This window comes from Kocuria sp. CPCC 205263 (assembly GCF_040981075.1).
GTDB classification, from domain to species: domain Bacteria; phylum Actinomycetota; class Actinomycetes; order Actinomycetales; family Micrococcaceae; genus Kocuria; species Kocuria rosea.
Window position 1 is genome coordinate 106,372 of the sequence record NZ_JAVKPV010000002.1, and the last position, 14,436, is coordinate 120,807.

Sequence of the window (14,436 nt, forward strand, 5' to 3'; positions counted from 1 at the left end):
CAGACAGGCGTGATCGAAGCGGTGCTCTGCTGATGCCGGCCGACGAGTTCCTTCGGGCGGCCGGCTACTCGTTGCTGTTGGCCGGGTTTCTGTTCCTCATCCGCTGGTGGGTCGAGACCCGCGGCAAGGACCGGGGCGCCCGGGACCGCACGATCGCGATCGTGCTGGTGGCCGCCGCACTGCTCTGCACGCTGGTCGCCATCATGCTCACCCCGGGAGACAGCTGATGCCGACGTCGCTGCAGCTCAACCTGCTCGCTCTCGGGTTCCTGACCGCCGGGCTGGCGTTCTTGGCGCATGGCCTGGTCGAAGGCAAGGGCACGATGCCCAAGGGCCGGGGTCGCCGTGCTGCCGCGGCGCTGTTCGCCGTCTCGGCGGCGCTGTTACTGACCGCCGGCGGCCTCCTGATGTCCGGGGACTGAGCGCCTTCGGGCTGGCCGGCTCCGTGGCGGCCCCGCCAACACGTCGGGGCCGCCACGGGCGACGAGCGCCGACAGGGGCGCTGTACGCGGCGAGACCACGCCCCCCGACGTGGCTCGCGCTGTGTCGGGCCGCTCGCAGCGGCTCGCCGACATCTCCAGCTTAGAGAGCCCGACCGCGCCACGGCAGCCCCATTTCTGTGCACAAGCATGGGTTCAGCGGAGCTGCGGTCTAGGCGACTTCGGCGCCTCGACGATCCGCAGACCCGGCACGTCCTCGGCCACCCGGTAGGCGACCGCCCGCCACCAGCGGGCGGTGGGCGCCAGCGGTGCGGCCGGCAGCTCGAGGGCCGGCATGTCGGTGTCACGGTCGTAGACCTCGAAGACCGGGTCGGACCCGGCGTGCTCGAGCAAGTGGGCGGCCAGCTGATCGGCGACCTCGGCGGTGTACGCCTCGATCCGCTCCACGTCGTCGCGCACCCCCTCAGGGATGGGCCGCCGGCCGGACTCCCAATCGTCTACCGCGCGCAGCCCGACGTTCAGGGCCGCCGCGAGCTGCTCGCGCGACAGGCCCAGCGCCTCGCGCACGACCCTCAGCTCGATCGGCGTCATCCGACCGTCGGCCGGCACCTGCGCCTCCGGGGGTGGCTGCGGGCGGGACTGTGCCCAGGCGGCCAGACCCTCGCTCATGAGCCCTGCACCGTTTCACCGGTGTCGTCGTCGGGATGGGCGGCGCCGAAGGCCCAGTTCCACGGAGTGGTCAGGAAGTCGTAGGCGTCCTGCGGGAAGCCATCGGCGTCGATCAGGTCCCGGGCCGCGAGGGCGATCAGGGCGTGGGCCACGGGCATCTGAAAGCTGGTGGCGGTGGCTGCGGCGGCGTGCTCCAGGGCGTCCCCGGACGGGGGAGCGGAGTCCGGGTGGGTGTGCCGGTGCATCTGCAGGAACAGGTCGGTGGCGATCGCCTGGGACAGGTTCCGCCACGAGCCGAGGATGAGGTCTAGAGAAGCCTGGCGTCCGGCGGCGGCCGCGGCGCGGACGGCCAGCTTCACGGCGGCCTGACCGAGCGCGTCGTAGTCCACCTCGACGGGAGTGTTGTCGGTGACGAACTTCTGGTGCAGCTCGGAAGCCTTGCGCAACGCCTGCGACTGCTCGAGGCCGATGTCGGCGGCCTTCTCGAAGACAGCTTGGACCTGCGAGCCCTGGGGGCCGGCCGCGGCGGCGAGGATCTCGGGGGTCTGCCAGGTGGGGGTGCTCATCGCACGGTACTCCTCGGGGAGTCGGAGGCGGTGAGCGACGTGTTCGCACGGTGCCTGCTCGTCGCACCGTAGCAGTCGTCCCAACGGCGACAACAGAACCTATAAGAGCAGGGAAGCGTCTGGCCGCGTTCGCTACTCGAGCCTGACGATCGCCCGATTGATGTCCTCGAAACGCTTCTGGCAACCATAAGAGGCGAGGACCTTCAGCGCGTCCTCGGCGTTGAAGTCATCAGGGCCCACCAGCCAACGGCCAACCTCGCCGTCCAGGTCAGAACCGAGCCGGCCCAGCGGCAGCGGGTCCATCACGGAGAGCATGTTCGCCTCGGCGGCGAAGCCGGTGGGGCCGGGGAAGTTCACCGTGACGCGACCCGCTGCCTGGATCTTAAGCACCAGGCGGTTCGGACCCTCGAAGCAGTACTCCCCATCCACCTCGGCGTCCGGTGCGGCACCGAACTGGGCGCGGAACGCCGCGGCGGCGCGCTCGGTCGGGGTGTAGTCGTAGGCGGGCTGGGAGTCCATGTCGTGGAAGAGAGGGCCCCAGTCGCCGGTCGCCTCGGCCAGGGTGATGGCCGGCGCGCCGAGCTCGAGCTCGGCCTCGGGGTGGTCCTTGGCTGCGAAGCGGCCGTCGGTGGCGCGCGGGTGCTGGTGGTCTACGAAGGTCGTCATGCCCGGAATGTGTGCGGCTGGTCCCGGCAGCGGGCACGGCGCCGCCCCGCGGCCCGGTGCGAGCGGCGGGGCGGTAGTTCAGCGGGTCACGAGACGGTAGGACTTGTCCACGGCGCGCAGCTCGTCGGCCTGCTTCTGAGTGGAGACGTAGATCGGCTCCTCGCCCATCAACCACAGCCGCACCGGAACCTCGCGGTACGGGGACTTTGCACGCAACGCGCGCAGGGTGTCCACTTCCACGTCAAGGACCGAGGCGGCATGGCGCAGAGCCTCGTCTGCGGAGTCGGCCGATGCCTGCTGGTTGTGCGCTGTCGTCGTCATGGGAACACCCCTCCTCTGGGAAGTTCGTACGGTCATTGTCCTCCTCCTGCCTGGGAGTCGTCCACGCCAGGGGAAACGCTGCGCGGGCGGGCAACCGTGGGATCACCGTGGACGACCTCGCGCACGAGCCCCGAGTACCGTTCGGCGACGACGGCATCGAACATTGTGAGGTCCGCGGTGGGCGCCATCCTCGACTCCAGCAGCTCGTCGATCGCCTTGTCCCCGAACCGCTGGCGGACATGGGGCTTGCCCTCCGAGGCGGCGTCGAGGGCCCATTCGGCGCGCTTCCACCACTGGTCGGCGCGGTAGACCCGGTAGGCCACGTAGGCGATCGCCAGAGGCAGCAGCGCCGCCCACGGAGACACTCGGGCCAGGACGTCGTCGTAGAACCGCCACCACCGGTCTACGAGGTCACGGAACCAGTCCATCCACCCGACGTTGAGGCCGAGCACGTACAGGGCGATCGCCAGCACCAGCGCCACAGTTGCGGTACGGATCCACCACCGCAGCGGCACAGCCTTGAGGCTGCGCCACGTGCGGTGCTCTAGACCGGTGAGCCGCCGGTCGATGCGCACCCGGACCGTCGGGCGCGGTGGAGGCGGAGAGTGGTCGGTCATGGGGCAACCTCCGGGCTCGAGTCGGGCACTGGTAGAGCGTACCGGCGGGCCCGGACGATCTTCGCCGGGTCGCTGCGGGCTCGCTCCCCATGTGTGCGGACGGACGAGAGACGGCCCCGCTGGCTACGCTGAGGCACACGGTGAGGCAGGCAGGAGGAGTCGATGGTCGCGGAGCCGCAGGGTCGAGACTCCGGGGCGCCGAATAAACGCAGGACGTGGCTGTGGTTGCTGGCCGCCTGGTTCTTGTGGACCTTTGTCGCCGACGAACTCCTCGAGGCGGCCCTGGCCTGGATGGTGGCCATCGGCGGCTACGGGCTCTCCAACGCTGTGCTCGGGTTGCTCACCCTCGGGGTGTGCTTCATCGGGATTCAGCGCACCCACGTCCGGCACGCCAGACTGGAGGCCGAGGGCGACCCGGATCCGCTGCCGGCGGTCTATGACTACGTGACCCAGGCCCAGGGCGGGGTCTTCATGGGGTGGGGTGCCGCGGTGCTGGGATGGGCAATCCCGCTGCTGCTGCTGATTTTTGTCGGGCCGCTCTCTGCCCTGACGCCGGCGCCGATCCTCGGCACGACCGCGCTGATCTACGGCCGGATGGAGATGGCTCACGCCCGGGCCATGGACGCCCGCCGCGGGATGCCGCCGGCGGTCGCCGGCCCCGGATGAGGTGACGCCCACCGGCGCCGGACCGTGCGACGATGCGAACAAGCAAGGTGCTGAGCGTGAAGGAGTGCAGCGTGTCGAGGCGATGGCAGCAGGCGCTCTTCCAAGCTGCGATCATCGTCGCCCTCATCGTGGGGCTGCGCCTGATCCTGGGCGAGTGGAACTGGTGGATGACCGCGATCGGTGCGGCCGCGTTGCTGCTGAACAACCTGTGGTCCTCGGGGGCTCGTCGCGGCCAGGATACCGACCCGCAGGAGAGGCCATGACACCGGACCGGTCCCTGCGCGGGCACCTGATCGCGATGCTCGTCGGCGCCGCGGACGAGACCACCAGCCAAGACCGAGGAACGGCAATGGCCAGAGCGTGCGTGGTGGTCTGACGTGCTGATCGACGCGGTGAGCATCTTCGTGACCGTCGTTGTCGGATTGCCCTACGGGTGGGGTGCGGCCGTCCTGGTCGGCGTGGTGGTTGTTTCCTTGGGATTGTGGTGGAAACTCGGTCCGTTCTGGACCCGGCAACAGCGATCGCGGATCCGCCGGCGAGCCCAGCAGCATGCCGGCGACCGGCAGGTGTAGGTCGTGTCGAAGGTGATGTCGTGGCGGATGCTCCAGGTGATCCTCGGCATGGGCGCGGTGGCGGCGCTGTGGTGGGCGGTGGGCAGCGGCGAGCCTGCGGGGTGGGCGATCTTCTTCTGCCTGTGCTCGATGATCATCTCCGTGAGCACCTTGGCCGGCCGCGCAGCTCGTCGGAAGGAGCGGGCCGTGTCGAGGGCGCGTCGGTGGTACGTAGTGTTCCTGGGGCTGATGCTCGCTGTGTGCATCTGGCTGGGTTTCGAAGGGGCCCTGGGTGCATGGTTCACCGCTGTCGCCTCCGCCTGCCTCATCGCCTCGGTCGTCCAGCAGGACAGGCGAGCCCGTCGTCAGCGTCCGGATTAGCTGACGCAGCGTGAACGTCTCGGGTTCAGTTGTGGAGCAGCGTGGCGTTAGCTGGCGCACCGACTCGGGAGCATTTGTGACGGCATCCCGGGTACGACCGTAACGATTGCGAGGTCAAGCCCTAGCCACAGCGCGGTCGACGAGGTGGGGTTGGTGACACTGGGCCCGTGGGCGCCGCTCGACGCCGCCTGCAGTTCCAGATCCCATCCACTGCACGCGCCGTGGACAGCATCCGGCCCGTCCGCGGCACCCTGTCACGAGGACCGATCATGCACACCACCCAGCGCATCGCCGCCGCGGCCGCCGCGGCACTGCTCTTCGCCGCCACGCCGGCCGGCGCGACCAATCATGAACCCGCCCCACCGACCGAGCAACCGGCCGAGATGCAGTGGCCGCCGGCCAGCACCCATGGGAAGTTCGTTCCCTTCCCAGAAGAGTTCCAGCAACCCATGACCTTCCCAGCCTGCGACTCCGAGGTCACCCTCGTACCCGGCGACGTCGACGAGCGCGAGTACCGCGCCCTGGTCGATACCGAGGGGAACACCGTCGTGCAATTCCGCGGGGCTTCCACGGTCGACATCACCCGCGCCTCCGACGGAGCCATGTTGGACGAGGTCGATGCCTCCGGCGAAGGGGTCGAAATTTTCAGTGCCGACGGGGAATCCATAACTTTCGACTGGGCCGGACCTGCTGTCGTGGTCGCCTTCGATGAGGTTGAGACCCAAGAGTTCGCCGAGGCGGGGCTGCCGCAGGCCTTCCTCTATCTGTCCGGGGAGTTGACCGAGACCGTCACCTTCGAGTCCGAGTTCCAGCCCGGTGAAGAAGTGCCGCCAGTGGCATCAGCAGAGATCACCGGGAACACCACAAAGTACGTCTTCGACCTCTGCAACCTGCTCGACCAGGCGGCCGCCGACCAGTAGACCACCTCGCCGGGCCTCCGGTAGCACGCGCAGCGACCCGGGCTCCATCGTGGAGCGCCGGGGCGTTCGTCGTCTCTGGGTCTGGATCAGTCGACGGTGCCGAACATCTCGTCGAGCTCCTCCGGGTCGTAGCGGAACTCCAGGGCCTCACGCAGGTCGAAATGGGCGACCAGGATCAGCATGTTGGTCGGGGAGGCGCCGATGACCTCGTAGCCCGTCTGCACCGGCTGCTGGCGCCCCTGAACCGCATCGTGACGACGGTGCTCTGGATCGGCTTTGTTTTCTCCTGGGTGCTGCTCTTCGCCCCCGTGGCGCAGGGCGAGCCGCCGATGTGGAGCGCCCTGTTCCTCAGCGGGATCGGGGGGCTCATCGGCTGGTACACCTTCAGGATGGTCAGGGACGAGTACCGCGCGTCCAAGGTGCGCAAACAACGCGGCGTCCCCGAGCCCGGCACCAGCGGGAGCCTGCCCTCGTAGCGGATGACCGCAGGCCGCAGCATCGTCCGGCGCCGACGAACCTGTCGGGAACGGAGCGGACCACCTCGAGCACACGAGGAACGGGCGCTCTAGTGGATCGACAGGCGCCGACCGGCCGGCACGCACAGGTGCGGGCCGTGGCCCGGTGCCAGGACGTCGAAGTCCGTGTCGGAGAGCAGCCGGACCGCGGCGCGCGAAGCGGTCGGCAGATCGTGGTGGAACGGGTCGGCGAGAAGCTGCGGGACACCGTGCTTCTCGGCGACCATGTGGTCGGTGATCACCGCGTCGCCGGAGGCGAGCACCCCGGTGTCACCGATGAGGTAGGAGATGTGCCCGGAGGTGTGTCCGGTGGTCGCCACCGGGCGCGGGTTCCCGGGGATGTCCAGGGAAGTCGCGTCGGGGGTGAAAGGAGTGAGGGCCTCGGGGTCCACGGTGACGTCCTTGAGGCCGCCGACCCGGATGGCGTGGATGCTCCATGTGAGCCACTTCCACGAGCGGGCAGCCCGGGGGAGGGACTCCTTGGGCCCGATCTGCTCGCGGGCGGTGCCGGTCATGTTCGGCACTTCGGCGGCCGAGCAGTGCACCGGGACGCCGGCAGCGATGAAGCGGTCCAGGGTGCCGATGTGGTCGGCGTGGGCGTGGGTGACGACCACGGCGTCGGGCAGGCCGGTCACCCCGGCCGCGCGCAGGGAGGCGTCGACGAGCTTGCGGTCACCGGGGTAGCCGCAGTCGATCAGGGTGCAGCTGCTGCCTTCGCGCAGGATGAGCCAGTTGGCGGCGGGGCCGGTCACCAGGGTGGTGCCGGAGCCCAGGTCGTGCAGGTTCTCCGCGGTGGTCCATCGGGTCATGCGGCTCGAAGCTCCTGGGCGAGGGGGAAGGCATTGATGTACAGGGTGTCACGGAAGCCGGCCCAGCTCATCCGATGGGGGCGCGCAACGGGTCCGAAAGTACGCCACCGAGCCGATCCTTCGAGAAGTCACCACCGGCGGCTACCGACCCGGGCCGGAGTGCGCCGGGCTCGCCGGCGGAGATCCCCGAGGCATCCTCGGGGACCGATCGGGCAGACCGCAGCAGTGCGGACAGCGGTTCACAACTGCAACTCCTAGGCTGAGGAGTGCCGGTGGAGAGCACTGCCGGGCCGACCTGGAAGGAGCCTCACGTGGGCGTCGCCGTCATGGCTCCGCTGTTCCTCGTGGTGACCGCCAACATCGTGCTCACCCTCGCGCGCAGACCGATCGCGGCACGTCTGTCGTCCACCCCGCGGGAGGTCCCGAAGGTGGCCGCCTCGCTGGCGGTGACGTCCTTCCACGTCGCGATCCTGGCGATGAGCGTGGTGTTCACCGTGATGCTGATGCTCCAGGTGCTCTACGCCAATCCGTCGGCCTTCGCGACCGTAGCCCCCGTTGGTGCACTGGCCCTGTTCGCGATCTTCTACGCTCAGGCACGCTTCATGTCGGAGAAGATGGCACGCAGTGTCCATCGCAGCTGGCGGATCGGTGCGGCTCGCGGTGAGACCGTGGAGATCTACGCCGAGGTGTTCCGTGCACGGTCCTGGATCCTGGCCCTGGGACTGATCGGTCCGGTGCTGGTGCTGCTGACCAGGGTGTTCTTCTTCGGGGCGCTGGGCAATGTTGGGCAGATGCCGGCCGGGATGCTGCTGGACTGAGCGCTACTCCTCCCCGTCCTGGCGGTCCCGCTCGTACATCCTCACCCGCCACTCGAGCCACTCGAACACCGGGCGTCCGATGAGGGCGGCGACGGCTGCCAGCACGATCCAGATGGGGAACACCCCGCGGAACATCCAGATGATCCACAGGCCCACCGCCACCACGGCTGTCCCGGCTCAGATCCCGAGCGCGACGCCTCTCACAGCACACCTTCGCCGACGTCTTCGTCGTCGGGCTCGTCGTCGGGCCGGTCCTCGGATGCGGTCACGAAGCTTCCTTGCTCCTGCGCTCGTGCTGGGCTCGACGCTGCCGCCGCATCACCACGGTGCCCCACACCGCCGCGGCGACCTCGCCGGTCCTGCCTCATCGGGACGCCTCCATCCCCGGGTCGCGGCGGGACCGGGCGTTCCAGGCCATCCGGGCCCCCAGGAACACGGCGCCGATGCCCGTGATGAACCAGTCCCACTCGCCGAGAATCAGACGGATCCCGATCACCCAGGCGATGAGGATGATGACGTCCAGCATCAGCAGCCTGGCCCGTCTCGACAAAGTGGACCTCCCGGATAGCCGTCGTGGTCCTCGCATCGTGTCACGAAGCAACCAGGACGGTCTGACCCCTCATTCGGGGGCGGCCGGCGCCGGCGGGATCCCGCGGAGGGCGTCCATCGTCCTGGCGTGAGCCGACTCCGTCCGAGCACCCAGGATGAACGCCGTCCCGATGATGGGTCCGATCACCCAGGCCGAGGAGAATCCGGCCACGACGAGCAGCAGCACGGTCACCGCCCAGGCCACCACCCCGGCCATCCAGCACAGCACCACCGTCGGTATCGCCGTGGTCACGTAGTCGGTGGTCCGCGGCAGCACCTCCGGGTCGCCCTCTTCCTCGAGCTTCTGGTGCCTGGCCCGGGTGCGGGAGTGCATCACGAAGCACACCGTCAGCGTGATCAGCCCGGCGACGGCATTGGACAGTCCGTACCCGCCGGTGGCGAGCACCCAGTCCCACACCGCCGTGCCCACCGTGTCGAGGACGAAGGTGGTGGCGAAGTACGCCGGGATCCACCACCACCGGAACGCCCACCGCTCGCGCGGCGCACCGGCACTGCCGGCGTCGCCGATCCCCTCCGTGCTCACGCGCCACCCCGGCCTTCGGACCACCCGTGGGGACAGCGTAGTCAGCAGCGCCGGGGCCGTCTCCGCACACAAGAGTGGTGAACCCGGCGTGGCGCACGGATCCTCAGCCGGTGCGACCGGTGGCGTGCAGGGCGCGGAGGCAGGCCCAGGCGTGCCGCGCGCGCAGTCGTGTCTCAGCGCGGCAGGTGGCGCTGCAGCCACAGCGTGCACCACAGCTTCAGCCGCAGCTCGTCCCAGCCGGAGACGTCCACGACCAGCGCGGCGGGTCCGTACCGGTGCACCGACTCGACGCCGTCGCGGTCGCACAGCTCGTCGATCAGCTGCTCCACGACCTGCGGGTGCAGGGTCGGGATGTCCTCGCGCAGCCCCACGTCGAAGCAGTCGACCTCGGCGACCACCGTCACCAGTGGCTCTTCGACGACGGCGGCCTCCGGGCCCTCGCCGTGGAGGGCGTCCACGGTCCGGCGGATGTGGGCGAGCATCTCCGTCCCGGTCATGGGGGAGCGCCCGTGGGCGGACTGGTAGGCGCTGTAGAGCGGGATGCCGGGGAGGAAGACCTGGTGGTGGTCCGAGCCCAGCACCGGGTAGTTGAGCAGCGGGTGGTCGGCGATCAGGTGCTCGCCGACCTGCCAGGTCGCCTCCGGTGCCGCGGCGTCGACGAGCTGCCCGAGGTAGGAGGCGAAGCCGTCCAGCAGCGCGATGGTGGCGGCCGGCGGGTGCGGGTCCACGAGCTTGCCGTGCCGGGCCCAGCTCGGCCACGCGGGGCGGGTGGGGTCCTCGGTGAGAGGACGCGGGTCCACACCGAGCTCGGAGGCCCGGGCGCTGATCCAGGCCCACAGCGGGGACACGGAGTAGAGGGAGCCGTCGAGCATCTCATCGGGCTCCAGGCGGTGCTCGGCCAGTGTCGCGCGCAGGCGCTCCAGTGCCGGACCGCGCTCGGCGAGGTATGCGTCGAGCGCGTCCGCGGCCTGGCGCGCCGTCATCCACTCGTACAGCAGATCCCCCATGGTCGTGACTCTACTGCGGGAACGCCGGTGGCGGGGCCGGCGGCGCATCCGGAGCAGGGACCCGCGGACCGTGGGGCATATGGTGCCCACCGGAGCGCCGGACGCGCCGCGGCCCCGCTCCGACAGGACGGAGCGGGGCCGCGGCGGGACCGGTGCCAGGTCAGCGGTAGTCGATCCGGATGGATCCTCCCGGGCGCCAGGTGATGGAACCGCCCTGGTAGTACTGCACCACGGAGCGGTCGGCGCGGGTGATCTCGCCCGTCCGGGGGAAGCCCAGGCGGCTCTTCGTGCCGCCGAGCGCCACGTAGGCGTTGCCGATCGAGCCCTTGGTCTCCTGGGCGTATGTCCTGGGGCTCCAGTAGATCCGGCCCTTCTGGAACACCTGGTAGGCGCCGCCCGTGCCGGTGGACGCCTCGTCGGTGGTGGGGTAGCCCAGGGCGCCGGCCGCGCCGCCGGAGCGGTTGTGCTGGGCGCCGATCGAGCCCTTGAGGGCGTGCGCCCCGCCGGCGGCGCTCCAGACGATCCGGCCCTTCTGGAAGGACTGGGAGGTGCCGCCCCGTCCGTCGGCGACGGCCCCGGAGGTGGGGTAGCCCAGCGACCCGCGCTCGCTGCCGGCCCGTGAGTAGGCCGCGCTGGTGGCGCCGGTGATCGGGTGGGCGCCGTGGGCGGAGCTCCAAAGGATCCGGCCCTTCTGGAAGGTCTGGTAGAACCCGCCGATGCCGTTGCTCCGCCGGTCCGCGGTGGGGTAGCCCAGGGCGCCCTTCTCGGCGCCCGCCGCGGCGAAGACCGTCTCGATGTCCCCGGTCAGGGCGTGGGCCCCGGTGCGGGAGGACCAGAGGATCCGGCCGTTCTGGAACAGCTGGTAGGCCCCGCCGATGCCGTTGGACTTCTCGTCCGATCGGGGGAAGCGCAGGACGCCGGAGGCGGTGCCGTTGCGCTTGTAGGCGGTCTCGACGCCGCCCCGCACCCAGTAGGCGCCGGTGGCCGAGGACCAGTAGATCGTGCCCTTGGCGAAGCTCTGGCGGACCCCGCCGGTGACGGCCTGCTCGTGGGAGGTCGGCGCCCCCGTCTGGCTCTTGATCCGCTGGTACAGGGACCCGATCGCGCCCTTGGTGGTGTAGGTCGGGGTGGGCGCGGCCGGTGCGGCGGTGACGGCGGGCTTCGTGATCCACAGCGCGTCGTGGGAGTTCAGCGTCTTGCCGCCGGGGAGGCTGTCCCAGACGTCCCCGGAGTCGAGGATCAGCTGCTTGTACTGGTCGGAGCTCAGCGTCGGGTTCTTCTGCTTGAGCAGGGCCAGGGTCCCGGCCACGTGCGGGGTGGCCATCGACGTGCCGTAGTCGAAGCGGCTGTTGGGCGCGACCGGAGTGGTCCGGCCCGTGTTGCCCGCGGAGAGGATGTGGTGGCCCGGGGCGTAGATGTCCACGGCGCCGCCGTGGTTGGAGTAGCTGGCCCGCACCCGGTCCGAGCCGATGGCCCCGACCGTGATCACGTTGTAGCAGTTGCCCGGGGCGTACTCGATCGCCGGGCGACCGCTGTTGCCCGCGGCCACGGCCACCGGGATGTTCCGGAACCAGGCGGTGTTGATGGCGTTCTGCAGCGTCGGCGAGCACGGCCCGCCCATGGACAGGGACATGTTGATCACGTCGGCGCGCTTGCGCGGGGCAGGGGCCCCGGCCACGGCGTCGCCGGCCAGCCAGCGCACGGCGTCGGCCATGTCGGAGACGTAGCCGAAGCCGCACGCGCCCAGGGCCCGGGCGTTGAGCAGGGTGGCGTCGGGGGCGATGCCCACGGTGCCGTAGCTGTCCCGCTTGGCGGCCACGGTGCCGGCCACGTGCGTGCCGTGCCAGATGGAGTTGGTGGCCGCGGAGCCGGCGTAGCACTGGCCGGCCGTGGAGTAGGTGCCCGGGTCCCGCGGGTCCGCGTCCCGGCCGTTGCCGTCGTTGCCGAGAGCGGCCGTGGAGACGAAGTCGTAGCCGCCGATGGTCTGGGAGTCCAGGTCGGGGTGGTTGGCGAAGCCGGTGTCGACGACCCCGACGGTCACGCCCTTGCCGGTGGCGGTGTCCCACGCCTCGAAGGCGCGCAGGTTGGTCAGGGCCCACAGGGACGGGACGCCCGGGTCCGCGGCGGTCGCGGCGACGGAGCCCATGCCCTCCGGCTCGGCCTCGTCCGAGCCCGGGATCCGGGCGGTCGAGACGAGCCGGTCGGGCTCGGCATAGGCCACGGCCGGGTCCTTGGTGAGCTCCTTCGCCAGCTTCTCGGCCTGGTCGGTCGAGACCTCGCCGGCCAGCTCGACGACGGTCGCGCCGTCGCCGGTGGTCCGGACCTCGGTGGTGTCCTCGGCCTCCGGGACGTGGGCCTCGGCGGCGGCGTCCTCGACGACCTGCTCGGACTCGGCGTCGGTCACGGGGGTGCGGTACTTGACGATCATCCGGTCGGTGATCTCGGGCGGGGCCTCGCCGCTGACCTGCTGGGCGGACAGGGTCGTGGGGTTCTCGGCGGGGGCGGCGGTCGCGGGCGTGAGAGGAGCCAGCACGAGGGCCAGGGAGAGGGCGGACAGGGTGGGGGCGAGCATGGATCGTTGCATGGGCGAACTCCTGGGGCTTGGGGGGATCCCGGAAAAGGTTCTCACATGCAAATCAATGCGAATAGATATAAATAGAGATCACGGCTTCATCACGAAGTGTGACGTCCCCGCCGGCCCACGGCCCCGTCGGGGCGGTTCAGGAAGTCCGCGCCAGCACGGCGAGCCACTCGAGATGGCGCAGCAGCGAGGGGACGCCCGCGGTCAGCAGAGCCACGGCGGTCGCGGACGTCGCGCGGCCCAGGTGCCTCCGGGCGGAGGCGCGGGCGCCGCGGGACCGGCGGCGGGCGGCCGGGGCCAGGTCGAGCGCGACCTGGACGAGGCTCCACAGCGCGGTGGCGCCCGCCCCGGCGACGACGAGGCAGCCGTAGAGGAGGACGGCTCCGGGCAGCGGGACCACAGGGCGTGCCGCCGTTCAGCCCGCGAGGACGGCGGCGGTCAGACCCACGGCGAGCACCGCGGCCACCGCCCAGGTGAGCCGGTAGGCCCGGCGGTAGTGCTCCTCGCTGCGGAGCTCGAGCCAGGCAGCGGTCGCCGGGGCGGCGCCCGGAGAGGTCCGCGCGCGCTCCAGCCGGCCGATCGCGCCGAGGTAGCGGCTCCAGTGCAGGACGGCCAGGGCCCCGACGGCGAGCAGCACCGGGATCGCGGCCAGCGGCACCCAGTGGGCGGGGGACTCGGGCATGAGGGGCCTCCGGATCGGGACAGCGGTCGTCCTCCCCAGCATGTGTGCACCAGCAAAGGCCTGTCTGTCCGCTCTCCTGGGGTCCGCGCCGGCGCCGGCCGGGCCGCCCGCACGCCCTCGGCTTAAGCACAGCAGTTCTCATGCTTTCGTCAGGCAGGCCTTGCTACGCTGGTCGCACATCTCGCACATCAGTGCCACGGAAGGACCCCTCAATGGCCGGCGGTAACCCGCTTCTCCGCGATCTCTCGAAGCCGGGCGCAGGCAGCGCCCAGTCCCACGGGAACCAGTACGGACAGACCTCCTACGGAACCCCCTACCAGCAGCAGCCCGGCTACGGACGGACCGGCTACCAGCAGGGCGCCCCGTATTCGGCCGAGCGCCTGGACTCGATGTACAACGCCCCGGCCGCCGGGACGAACCAGACCGGCCGGATGACCTACGACGACGTCATCATGCGCACCGCCACGGTGCTCGGCGCCGTGGTCGTCGGTGCGCTCGCCGGCTGGATCATGCCGATCCTCACCATCCCCGGCGCCCTCGTCGGTCTCGTCCTCGGCCTGGTCAACGCCTTCAAGCGCGAGCCCTCGCCCGCGCTGATCCTCGCCTACGGCCTGTTCCAGGGCATGTTCCTGGGCGGCATCTCGGGGATGTTCGAGGCCATGTACCCGGGCATCGTGGTGCAGGCCGTCATCGGCACCATCGCCGTGTTCGTCTCGGTGCTCGTGCTCTTCCGCTCCGGCAAGGTCCGGGCCTCCCCGCGCGCCACCAAGATCTTCATGGTCGCGCTCATGGCCTACGCCCTCTTCGCGCTGGTCAACCTGGGCGCGGTGCTGCTGTTCGGCTTCAACATCCGCACGGACAGCCCGCTCGGCCCCTGGCTGGGCCTGCTCATCGGCGCCGTGGCCATCCTGCTCGCGGCCTACAGCTTCGTGCTGGACTTCGACAACATCAAGCGCGGTGTCGAGGTCGGCGTCCCCGAGAAGATGGCCTGGTCCGCGGCCTTCGGCCTGACGGTCACGCTGATCTGGACCTACGTCGAGATCCTGCGCATCCTGGCGATCATCCGGGAGATGACCTCGAACTAGGTCCCCGCCCC

Annotated in this window: 24 protein-coding genes; 10 read left to right on the top strand and 14 right to left on the bottom strand. The window is 70.5% G+C overall.

What is annotated here, in order from left to right:
- Positions 1 to 32: 32 nt before the first annotated feature.
- Both RF647_RS02955 and RF647_RS02960 read left to right on the top strand, forming a co-directional pair.
- Entirely contained in the window at positions 33 to 227 is a 195-nt protein-coding gene (locus tag RF647_RS02955; RefSeq protein WP_368810433.1) for a hypothetical protein, read from the top strand.
- Positions 227 to 421, top strand: coding sequence for a hypothetical protein (locus RF647_RS02960; RefSeq protein WP_368810434.1), 195 nt, complete (start codon positions 227 to 229; stop codon positions 419 to 421). The genes RF647_RS02955 and RF647_RS02960 overlap by 1 nt, the downstream gene beginning before the upstream one ends.
- Positions 422 to 634: 213 nt before the next feature.
- Here RF647_RS02960 and RF647_RS02965 read toward each other — a convergent pair whose 3' ends face one another.
- From RF647_RS02965 to RF647_RS02985, 5 genes are all read right to left on the bottom strand, one after another.
- On the bottom strand, positions 635 to 1,108 hold the full coding sequence (locus RF647_RS02965) for a helix-turn-helix domain-containing protein (protein ID WP_368810435.1): 474 nt from the start codon (positions 1,106 to 1,108) through the stop codon (positions 635 to 637).
- A complete protein-coding gene (locus tag RF647_RS02970; RefSeq protein ID WP_368810436.1) occupies positions 1,105 to 1,674 on the bottom strand; it encodes a hypothetical protein in 570 nt (189 codons plus the stop codon). The genes RF647_RS02965 and RF647_RS02970 overlap by 4 nt, the downstream gene beginning before the upstream one ends.
- 132 nt (positions 1,675 to 1,806) lie before the next feature.
- Positions 1,807 to 2,340, bottom strand: a complete 534-nt coding sequence (locus RF647_RS02975; protein WP_368810437.1) for a hypothetical protein — start codon at positions 2,338 to 2,340, stop codon at positions 1,807 to 1,809.
- 78 nt (positions 2,341 to 2,418) lie between these two features.
- On the bottom strand, positions 2,419 to 2,661 hold the full coding sequence (locus tag RF647_RS02980; protein ID WP_368810438.1) for a hypothetical protein: 243 nt from the start codon (positions 2,659 to 2,661) through the stop codon (positions 2,419 to 2,421).
- 32 nt (positions 2,662 to 2,693) lie between these two features.
- Positions 2,694 to 3,278, bottom strand: a complete 585-nt coding sequence (locus RF647_RS02985; protein ID WP_368810439.1) for a hypothetical protein — start codon at positions 3,276 to 3,278, stop codon at positions 2,694 to 2,696.
- Between the two features lie 162 nt (positions 3,279 to 3,440).
- Between RF647_RS02985 and RF647_RS02990 the strand changes: the two genes are divergently transcribed.
- From RF647_RS02990 to RF647_RS03010, 5 genes are all read left to right on the top strand, one after another.
- Positions 3,441 to 3,944: a hypothetical protein gene (locus tag RF647_RS02990; protein ID WP_368810440.1), complete on the top strand. Its 504-nt coding sequence runs from the start codon at positions 3,441 to 3,443 to the stop codon at positions 3,942 to 3,944.
- A 71-nt stretch (positions 3,945 to 4,015) separates the two neighbouring features.
- Positions 4,016 to 4,207 carry a hypothetical protein gene (locus RF647_RS02995; protein WP_368810441.1) on the top strand — a complete coding sequence of 64 codons (192 nt, stop codon included), beginning with the start codon at positions 4,016 to 4,018 and terminating at the stop codon, positions 4,205 to 4,207.
- 114 nt (positions 4,208 to 4,321) lie between these two features.
- A complete protein-coding gene (locus RF647_RS03000; RefSeq protein ID WP_368810442.1) occupies positions 4,322 to 4,516 on the top strand; it encodes a hypothetical protein in 195 nt (64 codons plus the stop codon).
- Positions 4,517 to 4,519: 3 nt separating this feature from the next.
- A complete protein-coding gene (locus tag RF647_RS03005; protein WP_368810443.1) occupies positions 4,520 to 4,876 on the top strand; it encodes a hypothetical protein in 357 nt (118 codons plus the stop codon).
- A 269-nt stretch (positions 4,877 to 5,145) separates the two neighbouring features.
- Complete coding sequence (locus RF647_RS03010; RefSeq protein WP_368810444.1) at positions 5,146 to 5,796, top strand: hypothetical protein; 651 nt, start codon at positions 5,146 to 5,148, stop codon at positions 5,794 to 5,796.
- Between the two features lie 86 nt (positions 5,797 to 5,882).
- Here the strand turns inward: RF647_RS03010 and RF647_RS03015 are convergent, their stop codons facing one another.
- Positions 5,883 to 6,020 (bottom strand): hypothetical protein, encoded by a 138-nt coding sequence (locus tag RF647_RS03015; protein ID WP_368810445.1) that lies wholly within the window; start codon positions 6,018 to 6,020, stop codon positions 5,883 to 5,885.
- Positions 6,021 to 6,047: 27 nt separating this feature from the next.
- Here RF647_RS03015 and RF647_RS03020 point away from each other — a divergent pair, with 27 nt between their 5' ends.
- A complete protein-coding gene (locus RF647_RS03020; protein WP_368810446.1) occupies positions 6,048 to 6,272 on the top strand; it encodes a hypothetical protein in 225 nt (74 codons plus the stop codon).
- An 89-nt stretch (positions 6,273 to 6,361) separates the two neighbouring features.
- On the opposite strand, the gene RF647_RS03025 is transcribed toward RF647_RS03020, so the two are convergent.
- Positions 6,362 to 7,120, bottom strand: coding sequence for an MBL fold metallo-hydrolase (locus tag RF647_RS03025; protein WP_368810447.1), 759 nt, complete (start codon positions 7,118 to 7,120; stop codon positions 6,362 to 6,364).
- A gap of 272 nt (positions 7,121 to 7,392) precedes the next feature.
- Here RF647_RS03025 and RF647_RS03030 point away from each other — a divergent pair, with 272 nt between their 5' ends.
- On the top strand, positions 7,393 to 7,938 hold the full coding sequence (locus tag RF647_RS03030; protein WP_368810448.1) for a hypothetical protein: 546 nt from the start codon (positions 7,393 to 7,395) through the stop codon (positions 7,936 to 7,938).
- Between the two features lie 3 nt (positions 7,939 to 7,941).
- Here the strand turns inward: RF647_RS03030 and RF647_RS03035 are convergent, their stop codons facing one another.
- From RF647_RS03035 to RF647_RS03065, 7 genes are all read right to left on the bottom strand, one after another.
- Positions 7,942 to 8,103 (bottom strand): hypothetical protein, encoded by a 162-nt coding sequence (locus tag RF647_RS03035; RefSeq protein ID WP_368810449.1) that lies wholly within the window; start codon positions 8,101 to 8,103, stop codon positions 7,942 to 7,944.
- A gap of 199 nt (positions 8,104 to 8,302) precedes the next feature.
- Positions 8,303 to 8,464: a hypothetical protein gene (locus tag RF647_RS03040; RefSeq protein WP_368810450.1), complete on the bottom strand. Its 162-nt coding sequence runs from the start codon at positions 8,462 to 8,464 to the stop codon at positions 8,303 to 8,305.
- Between the two features lie 93 nt (positions 8,465 to 8,557).
- On the bottom strand, positions 8,558 to 9,070 hold the full coding sequence (locus RF647_RS03045; RefSeq protein WP_368810451.1) for a hypothetical protein: 513 nt from the start codon (positions 9,068 to 9,070) through the stop codon (positions 8,558 to 8,560).
- 173 nt (positions 9,071 to 9,243) lie between these two features.
- Positions 9,244 to 10,077: a hypothetical protein gene (locus RF647_RS03050; RefSeq protein ID WP_368810452.1), complete on the bottom strand. Its 834-nt coding sequence runs from the start codon at positions 10,075 to 10,077 to the stop codon at positions 9,244 to 9,246.
- Positions 10,078 to 10,237: 160 nt separating this feature from the next.
- Positions 10,238 to 12,661: a S8 family serine peptidase gene (locus RF647_RS03055; RefSeq protein ID WP_368810453.1), complete on the bottom strand. Its 2,424-nt coding sequence runs from the start codon at positions 12,659 to 12,661 to the stop codon at positions 10,238 to 10,240.
- 136 nt (positions 12,662 to 12,797) lie between these two features.
- Positions 12,798 to 13,058 (bottom strand): hypothetical protein, encoded by a 261-nt coding sequence (locus RF647_RS03060; protein ID WP_368810454.1) that lies wholly within the window; start codon positions 13,056 to 13,058, stop codon positions 12,798 to 12,800.
- Between the two features lie 15 nt (positions 13,059 to 13,073).
- Positions 13,074 to 13,340, bottom strand: a complete 267-nt coding sequence (locus RF647_RS03065; RefSeq protein WP_368810455.1) for a hypothetical protein — start codon at positions 13,338 to 13,340, stop codon at positions 13,074 to 13,076.
- A 212-nt stretch (positions 13,341 to 13,552) separates the two neighbouring features.
- Here RF647_RS03065 and RF647_RS03070 point away from each other — a divergent pair, with 212 nt between their 5' ends.
- Complete coding sequence (locus tag RF647_RS03070) at positions 13,553 to 14,425, top strand: Bax inhibitor-1/YccA family protein (protein WP_368810456.1); 873 nt, start codon at positions 13,553 to 13,555, stop codon at positions 14,423 to 14,425.
- Positions 14,426 to 14,436: the final 11 nt, after the last annotated feature.